Here is an 8,725-nt window from a genome sequence, read left to right as displayed (position 1 = left end):
TCTATCTGAAACGGTATCGGCTGGAAAGGTGTCGATTGTAAGGACTCCCGCACAAGCCCATGCTTTCCTTTTTCCCGGACCACCTTATACAACCTGAAATTCTCTATATTCCGACCGAGAAACGGGGAGATCGTTGTCCCCTGCAAAACAACAGGGTCAAACCGGCGGTTAAACCTATGTCCATCAGCATACCCCCGAACACCGGCAAACACCATACTGAAAGCAACCAGCCCGAGAAGCGCTTTTTTCATATGTACCCCTTGGATAAGAATCATTGTTCTTCACCATACACCAAAATACGCGTTTGAAAAACAGAAAAATATCGGGTGCGGATACAGCATCCTGTTTTTTCCGCTTGACGGATATTTTCTGTAAAGCTACCATCTGTATGGACAATGAATGGAATAACGGAATCACAGAATTGAGCGGTGACGCCTCCGGCCCGCAGTGTCCTTAAAAGAAAGGGATTTTGGATCGAAACAATAGAAAAGACATTTTCAAGAATAGATTAAAAGGGGGATTATGAAAGTAACTATCAAAATACTTTTAACTTTTTCATCGATTGTAATTATTTTTTCAGCGGGATGCGGGATCATCCATACCGGAACACAGCCCGCGGCAATTGCGATAGATGGCGCCAGAAATGTTTGGGTTGTTAATAAGGGCAGCGCGGATATTACTGAACTAAACTCAAACGGCGGCCGGATGGGAACCTATCCTGTCGGGACATATCCTTACGGCATAGCTATAGACAGCTCCGGGAATGTCTGGGTTGTCAATAACGGCGACAGCATCGTTTCGGAACTCGACTCCAGCGGCAAAATCATAAAAGCCTATACGGTCGGAACAGAGCCGAAAGGCATAGCGATCGACAGCTCCGGGAATGTCTGGGTTTCTAATTATTTCGATTCTACGGTATCAAGACTTTCATCTGCCGGAATAACCGTGGAAACCTATACCGTCGGAACAATGCCCTGGAACATAGCGATAGACAGAGCCGGGAATGTCTGGGTTGTTAATAATGATAGCGCCAGCGTTACGAAACTAAACCCGGGCGGTGTACGGACGAGAACCTATCCCGTCGGGTCAAATCCTATAGGCATAGCAATAGACCGATCCGGGAATGTCTGGGTTGCCAATAATGGTGCAAACACCGTTACAAAACTCAACTCGATGGGAACACTCCTGGGAACCTTTAGCGCAGGAACATCTCCTAACGGTGTTGCCATAGATAATGCAGGCAATGTCTGGGTAACGAACCAATATAGTAACCGTGTTACCGAGCTAAACTCCACCGGCAAAATCATAAGGACATATGCTGCGGGGACAGAGCCCTGTGCAATAGCAATAGACAGCGCGGGTAATGTATGGGTCGCAAACTACGGCGACGATACGGTAACGAAACTTGCCCGTGCTGCAAAAGGCCCCCAGTACTTTCCCTACTCCGGCCCTCAGTGGCCGTAGAGAAAGGCAATTTTGGACAACGGCCGCAGGAACTGGGTCTAAAGAAATTGCGGGGACTTCACTGGGAAATCATGGCCGGCATTCATATAAGACTTCTGTTTTAGCTGGAGAAAAACCTGCTGACATTCATTCTTGCGGGCAATCACGATACCATCAGAAGTTTTGTGCGCTAAAACGCAATCTGATGTACTTTGCGCGATAGCCATATTGGAACAGAGAATCTCTTTTACGAAAAGAAGGGGTTCAAACACATCGCACAAAGGCTGTATTGATTGATTCGGGATCGCATGGTATAGATAAGGAAACATACCTGACAAAGGAGGAACCAAAATGAAAAAGTTACTCTTAGGGCTCATACTTTTGATACCGGTAATGTCCGTTCCTGTTCCGGCAATGGCAGGGGTGGATATCAGTATCGGAATCTCTCTGCCGCCGCCGGTCGTATTCGGGGCGCCGCCGGATGTAGTAGTACTGCCGGATACGAATGATGTGTACGTTGTGCCGAATGTAGGGGTAGATTTATTCTTCTGGAACGGATGGTGGTGGCGTCCGTGGGAAGGCGGATGGTATCGATCACGATATTATAACCGCGGCTGGATTTATTTCAACCGTGTACCGCGTTTCTACTACGACGTAGACCCGCGATGGAGAGAATACTACAGGGACCGAGATTGGCAGGGACACCCGTGGAACTATGAACGTATTCCCGACCGGGAACTGCAACGCAACTGGAGAGGCTGGCACAACGACAGGTATTGGGAACGGCAAAGGAAATGGGGTGTGCGGGACTATCATCCCAGAGCTATACAGCAAAGGCGGTATATAAGATACCAAAGGCAGCAGGAGTACCAGAGAAGACCTGAGGTTATAAGACACCAGCAGTGGATACGGGAACACCCTGGACAGTCCCGGGGGCAGAGATACCAGCGCCCTGAGGAAAGACAATCCCATGGCCAGCAAAGACGCGAAGAAAAATCCAGGGGAAGGTCAGAAGGACGATAGCTTCATAAAGACATCGAAAAGACGAATCGACAAGGGGCACGCTTCAGCGTGCCCCTTTATTTTATAGATAGGACAATGGGATCCCGATCAAAAATGATACAGGAACGAGAAGTTTAAAGACGTAAAGCTCATGTTCAGATTGTAAGGTGTTGTAGCACTTCCATTGAGCCCGCCGCTTGCGTTAAACTTATTATTTGTAAAGTTATGATATATCAACTCGCCGCCGAGGGAGATATGGTTCGTTATATAGCCTTCAAACCCCATCCCGAAATCGTATCCTGTGCCGAAAGAGGATATTGTAACATTGGAAGGTAAATTGGATGTTGCCAACTCAAAACCGGCGTTAGCAATTCCCAGGATAAAATACAGGTTGTTTCTCAGGCTCAACGGTATAATAGGCTTTAGTTCAATGAACGGGATTTCTATAAAGGTCCACAGCCCTTGCCATGACTGTGTGCCGGACGGTGTATTGTTCTGTTGATTAAAACTGCCCAATGACTGATGATAGCCGCCCTCGATTGCAAGGTACCTTATGAACTGATACCCGAGTTTGAGTGTCCAGCCGATTCCTAAACCGTACCCGTCCTCGTCCGGTCCTGCGGGTATGTCGAAGCCGGTACCTGCACCAAGATAAAAGCCCGTGTGGTTGTTGTTTGCCGTTGCGACATCGTATCCGGCATGACTCATGGAAACTCTGAAGAAAAACATCGCGAATGTAAGGATGAATGTAGTGATGAAGATCAGGATGCTCCGTTTAAACAACTTTGTCATTTTTAAGTCCTCCTTTTATTCTTTGGGATTATTAACAGAATAAACGAAAAGCCTTGCAAGGGCAAGGAACCAATGCGGGCTTTTAATCCCATTGACGATTATCCTCTGTAAAGCTATAATCCGTTTTATTGAGGAGAGTGAAATGAAACGATATTTAATTTTCTCCTTGGTATTCATAATACTCAGTGAACCCGGCTGCGGGAGCAACAAGAACAGCGGGCTAAAAGGTAATCCACCATGGCCGAAATTTAGAGGGAATATACGTAATACCGGATTAAGCACTGTTAATACATACATCGACACAGGCATGCACAAATGGTCATATCCAACAGGTAGCTTTATCTACTCATCCCCTGCAGTAGGTGCAAATGGAACGATCTATGTTGGTTCTCATGATAATAATCTCTATGCTATACATTGAATTATATCACCACCGGCCCGCATGGCCATGACATGAACCATAAAAGGCATTGATCCTCAGATGTTGTTTTATCCATTTGAAAAACAGTTCTAACTTATCTCACAAGGTACTCTGAATGAATAGTTTTAAAGAGGTATGGAATAAAAAAGAAAGCACCTATTGATAAGAGAAATAGGGTGATTGTTAATATTGCGGATCTTCTGCCCACCCAGTTTCTGTTAAGCCTGAGATGCAAGAATAACCCATATGCAAGCCATACGACGAGTGACCATGTTTCTACAGGATCAAATCCCCAATATCTGCCCCATGCATTGTTTGCCCATATAGAGCCTGCTATTATCATTATAATACAGAAAGCGAAGCCCAGTGCATTAAACCTGTAGATAGCAATATCAAGTTTCTCTAAAGACTGGTTAGGCAGCAACGGCTTATGTTTAGCATCGTTCTTATAGAGATAAAGCACAGCACTTGCAAATGCTATAAGAAAGGAGCCAACAGTAAGCTTTGCAAACAGCACATGAAGGACGAGCCAGTAACTTCTCAGCGAGGGTGGAAGTGGTATATCTCTTGCAGATGCCATTAAACCAAAGCCACAGGCAAGGAAGATCACAGGGAGTACGACAAATGAAGCTTGTTTTAACAAGCTCAGTTTTTTTTGTACAAGAAGATAAAACAACATCGCCACCCACGTATTGGAGCTTATAACCTCATACATGTTTATGTAGGGGCCGTGTCCAATCCGTATCCATCTTATAAGTATTGATGCACCGTGAGGAACAAGTCCTAGAGCGCATAAAATAAGTGCAATAGTGGTAAACCTTTCTTTTTTGAACACAAATCCGATGATAGCAAAGATACTGCCAAACCCGTACAGGCTTACCGCAATCCAGTAAAGGATGATTTCTTCTTTCATAATTCACACTCTCTTTTAATATTTTCCATGTCCTGTTTATAGGTATGCTCTGTGGTAAGTCTACTATAAACCTTTGCACCAATAAAGAGCTTTTCATTTTCATAAGCAAGCCAGAGCCTTTTGGGCATAATAAATACAAAACCAAGGATGGAAAGCACGAGTAAGAAGAATCCCGTAAATACAACAGATACACCGTAATCCCTGGAGACGTAAAAGCCTGTCCACTTTACCATATTATGAAAAACCAATTCAAAGTCTCCAAGCGAAATCACATCCCCCTTTTTAATATTGTTGTAATGAAGGTTTTTACCGCCTTCCAGGATCTCAATGGATAACCTATCAGGATTGGATACATTCACGCTCAATATACTCAGATAGCCAAGTACGGGGATAGTAAATTGCTGTGTGAGTGCACCTATAGCGTTCTCTTTATAGGGAAAGTTTACATACCCTGCTGTTTCATAACCTGTAGCCGTGTCCACAAGCCCAAAATAGGCAGAGTAGCCATAATACTTTGTTTGATAAAAGTTAAATCCTTCCAGTTTGAGTGGCTTATTCATCTCAACATCCTTAGAAAACAGAAGCGTTCCGTTTTTATAAACCTCTACGATGCTCTTATAAAGCCTTGGATGCGCTTTGTTCCAGTATGTTACGTTGAAGCTTTTTAATCTAATCTGAAAATCAAATTGAGGATTTAAATGGAGAGAGCCATACGAAGGACCTAAGAATTTTGGCTCTCCTGTGGGAAAAACTTGTCCCTCTGATAGCTCAATATGTCCTTTAAAACCTGTAAGATTTGTTATAAGTACACCTATCAAGATAACGAGCATAGACAGATGCAGGAGAGGAACGCCTAAAAGACCCACAGTATGTTTTGACGCTATCAATCCATTGTCATAAGCTTTTATCCTGTAGCCCTTATGTTTCAATGTATGTTTAATCTTTTCTTTTAGCTCCTTTGTGTTTTTATTCGTAGGGATAATCTTATGAATTTTAAGCCTTGCTATCTCATCTGGTGACATTGGTTTATGATCTTTAAACTGCTTTATTATAATATTTATCCGCTCATAAGAGTTTAAAGCTATATTTAAAGAAAAAATCAGCACAATACTGAGAAACCACAATGTTGTGTAAACATGCTCGAGTCCAATAAGAGCTATAAGTCTTGTGAGTTCCTTCATAACCCATGGGTATGTTGTATGGAGGTAAAAATACTCGCTACTCTCTTCCCAGTTCCACTGGGGGATTAATGTGGATAGGATAAGAGAAATAGCTATTAAGAGGATAAAGACTGTAGCAAGGCTTCGTGATCTTAGAACAGTTAACAGAGTTTTTATTTTATTATCTATCCATTTAAACACCGGATTTAACCACAACTGTCAACCGCGCCCGTATTATGACAATTCCCTTCTCTCCAGTTGCCACTGGTTGCCCAGGTAACCCCTGAATGAAATCCATAATTGGGTATACTCATGTAAGGCGCAGGATCACAATCATCAAATCTGAGCAACCTGTATCTCTTCCATCCATGCGGAATGGCAACATGACATGCCTGGCAGGCTCTGTTATTATGGGGATTTGTGTGTAGATTCTGACCAAAACTACTAAATCCACTATTTGTAAAATTAGGGTCATGACAGTTAAAACACCATATTCTTCCAGAGTCCGTAGCGTATTTCACTGTACTATCCCATGCGTTATAAGGACTGCCAGCAGGTATTTTGAGTATAAATGGGTTTATAGAGCCGTGTGGTCCTTCCGGCACTGAACTTGATGCATTGTCTGTCCCATGACAGCTACTGCATCTAAGCTTTGCTGTTCGGATCTGGGTATTAGTAAGCCCTGCGAGTGTTGAATCCATCACACCAATGTATGTTGTGTTAAAATTGCCATAAGCTGTGCTTGCCCTTGGTGTAACATTGCCTATATTTGGTCCGTATGAATTACATCCCGTACCTGATGCAGGTAATACGGATGCTGTCTGATCACCTTCTACATAATGATAAGACCAGTTATTCACATTAAACTCTTGTGCCATATTTGTCTGCTGCCATGATGCAGATGGAGTTGGATTAGGCGCGTTTGTTGCAAGCCCGTAGGCCCAATTAGAATGACACTTGAAACACAGTTTGTAATCAAGGTTTGTGTTTGTCGTCCCGCCAGATTGAGCCAGCGTAACAGATGCATTGGGTGCGTACGTGTAATTGGAGGATACGAGATCAATAAAATCCTGCTGTGGATTTGTGACTGTTACGCCGCTTGCACCATACAGAGGGATGGATGGCGTTGCTGTATGTGGGTTATGGCAATCCGTGCATGCCACATGCCTGTTTGCACCACTAAGCGTTCCATCGTTGAATAACAGCCCTTCTCCATAAGGCTTATGCAGATAGCTTGTTGTGGTTATTGGATGCTGGTATGGCTTGTTGAATGCACTGTCTATGGATGTTGATACCCCACTCATCGTAGCTACATTGTAGTAATCCTTATTTGGTGCATTCGGATTGCTCGCACCGTGGCACTGATAACAAAATTTTTCATTAAGTGGTGAGAATGGCAGACCTGATTGAAGATATGGAAATAGCCACAACACAAGCGGAGCAACTATGGATGAAATGCTTGAATCATGAATGCCAAATACCTGTGGATATGTTGTTATTTGCGCACCCTGAGAGCTTTTTGGATACATCGTGTCATTATGACACTTTGTACAGTTCGCATTAAATGTATTGTTATAATTGCATCCTGTTTCTGTTGAAGACGTGAAAAGCGAGGATACTCGATAGTTGTGTGCTGAAGCATTGTATGCAGAAACCTGATTTGTGAGTGTATCTGACAGAGGAATGTAAGGCGTGGTTGTTGTATTGTCAGATTGCAGGTAGCTCTTTGTCTGAAGTGTCATATGACAGGATAGGCAGATACCCGGTGTTGATGTACTGTTTATGAAATCTGTGTTTGTAAATGTATTAGTTGATGTTGGTGTTGGAGATAACGAGATAGCTGCCCTTAAGTTATAAGCCCTGCCGCCTGTTGATGTATTCACATCAGGGCTAAACACATCGTGATCAGCATGACACATAAGACATCTGCGGTTTATATCTGTTGTTCCTTCTAGTGTGGCCGGTATAGAAAGCACTGGATAGACTGGCTGTGTGTTGTTCATGTAGTGATGAAAATCCGTTGTTGTGTTCATGGGATTAAATACAGATGAATGACACTGGATGCAATCCTGAGAACCGTGGCTTTCTGTAAACTCAAACCCATTGCTGTGTGGATGACATGCCATACAGTTCTGTCCATTGTGATGCGACTGACCAGAACACGCAAGGGTAAATGTGGCGCCTGATGTATATCTGTGATGGTTCGTTTGTGTATGGCATGTCTCGCATATATTTGATGTGTAGTAGTTTATACCACCTGATGTTGTAAATGTTGTGCCATCTGCAAATGAATGCATCCCTGCGTTATTATAAAAGTATATATTATTCCATCCTGCTGTATACATCCGTGACCTCATAAGTCTGCCGTAAAAGATGCTGTAGTTTGCACCAACACTTGTCGATGCATTAAGCCCTGCACTACCTGAAACAATCTTTACCGTAAGTGTATTCGCATTGTTGCCTGTTATCATAAAGATAGCAGGGTTGTTTGTGTCAGGATATATGCTGTTTGTTATAGTGGTTGTATTAGGAACAAGGATACTGCCCAGCCATTGATTTATAGCCCAATTGACGCTTGTATCTGTAAGCTGGGTTGATGATAAAGATGAAACAGTACCGGTGAAGATATAAGCCTGTGAACCATAAGAGCGCCATTGATACTGCTGGTGGGGACTATGACAATCCGTGCATGCCTTACTCCATGTCCCATATTTGGTTGTCGTTGTAGTTGAGGAATGTCCCTTAACAAACTCAGCTATGGTTCCATTGTGACAGCTCTGACATAGGTTGTCTATGGTAGCCGCGGTATTTGTCAAAAGAAAGCCTGCTGTTCCTGCATTATGAGCAACATGGCAGCCTGTAATATTGTTCTGAGGATTTGACAAGCAGGATATACCATAAGACATATTATGAGGTGGATCTGTTGCATAAGCAGCAAGCGGTAGTATCACTATAAAAAGGATAATGATAAGTTGCGTCAATCTACTCATAAGT

Annotated in this window: 7 protein-coding genes; 2 read left to right on the top strand and 5 right to left on the bottom strand. The window is 43.3% G+C overall.

Translation table 11 applies throughout. The features are described from left to right. Nucleotides 1-251: hypothetical protein (locus M1381_03725; GenBank protein ID MCL4478195.1), on the bottom strand; the 251-nt coding region annotated here is incomplete at its 3' end. A 271-nt stretch (nucleotides 252-522) separates the two neighbouring features. Between M1381_03725 and M1381_03720 the strand changes: the two genes are divergently transcribed. Beyond that, nucleotides 523-1,464, top strand: coding sequence for a hypothetical protein (locus M1381_03720; GenBank protein MCL4478194.1), 942 nt, complete (start codon nucleotides 523-525; stop codon nucleotides 1,462-1,464). A 1,089-nt stretch (nucleotides 1,465-2,553) separates the two neighbouring features. Here M1381_03720 and M1381_03715 read toward each other — a convergent pair. Further along, the gene (locus tag M1381_03715; GenBank protein MCL4478193.1) at nucleotides 2,554-3,237 is read right to left on the bottom strand and encodes a porin family protein; all 684 of its coding nucleotides are present in this window, start codon (nucleotides 3,235-3,237) and stop codon (nucleotides 2,554-2,556) included. Nucleotides 3,238-3,379: 142 nt separating this feature from the next. Between M1381_03715 and M1381_03710 the strand changes: the two genes are divergently transcribed. Next, the gene (locus tag M1381_03710; GenBank protein ID MCL4478192.1) at nucleotides 3,380-3,658 is read left to right on the top strand and encodes a PQQ-binding-like beta-propeller repeat protein; all 279 of its coding nucleotides are present in this window, start codon (nucleotides 3,380-3,382) and stop codon (nucleotides 3,656-3,658) included. A 94-nt stretch (nucleotides 3,659-3,752) separates the two neighbouring features. Here the strand turns inward: M1381_03710 and ccsA are convergent, their stop codons facing one another. From ccsA to M1381_03695, 3 genes are read right to left on the bottom strand one after another with little or no spacing between them, the layout of a single operon-like run. Next, a complete protein-coding gene (gene ccsA, locus M1381_03705; GenBank protein MCL4478191.1) occupies nucleotides 3,753-4,571 on the bottom strand; it encodes a cytochrome c biogenesis protein CcsA in 819 nt (272 codons plus the stop codon). Next, nucleotides 4,568-5,932: a cytochrome c biogenesis protein ResB gene (locus M1381_03700; GenBank protein MCL4478190.1), complete on the bottom strand. Its 1,365-nt coding sequence runs from the start codon at nucleotides 5,930-5,932 to the stop codon at nucleotides 4,568-4,570. The genes ccsA and M1381_03700 overlap by 4 nt, the downstream gene beginning before the upstream one ends. Before the next feature lie 5 nt (nucleotides 5,933-5,937). Continuing rightward, the gene (locus tag M1381_03695; protein MCL4478189.1) at nucleotides 5,938-8,721 is read right to left on the bottom strand and encodes a hypothetical protein; all 2,784 of its coding nucleotides are present in this window, start codon (nucleotides 8,719-8,721) and stop codon (nucleotides 5,938-5,940) included. Between the last annotated feature and the right edge of the window lie 4 nt (nucleotides 8,722-8,725).

It is taken from the genome of Deltaproteobacteria bacterium (assembly GCA_023382265.1).
Taxonomy (GTDB): Bacteria; JAMCPX01; JAMCPX01; order JAMCPX01; family JAMCPX01; genus JAMCPX01.
This window is presented reverse-complemented; position numbering and strand designations above follow the sequence as displayed.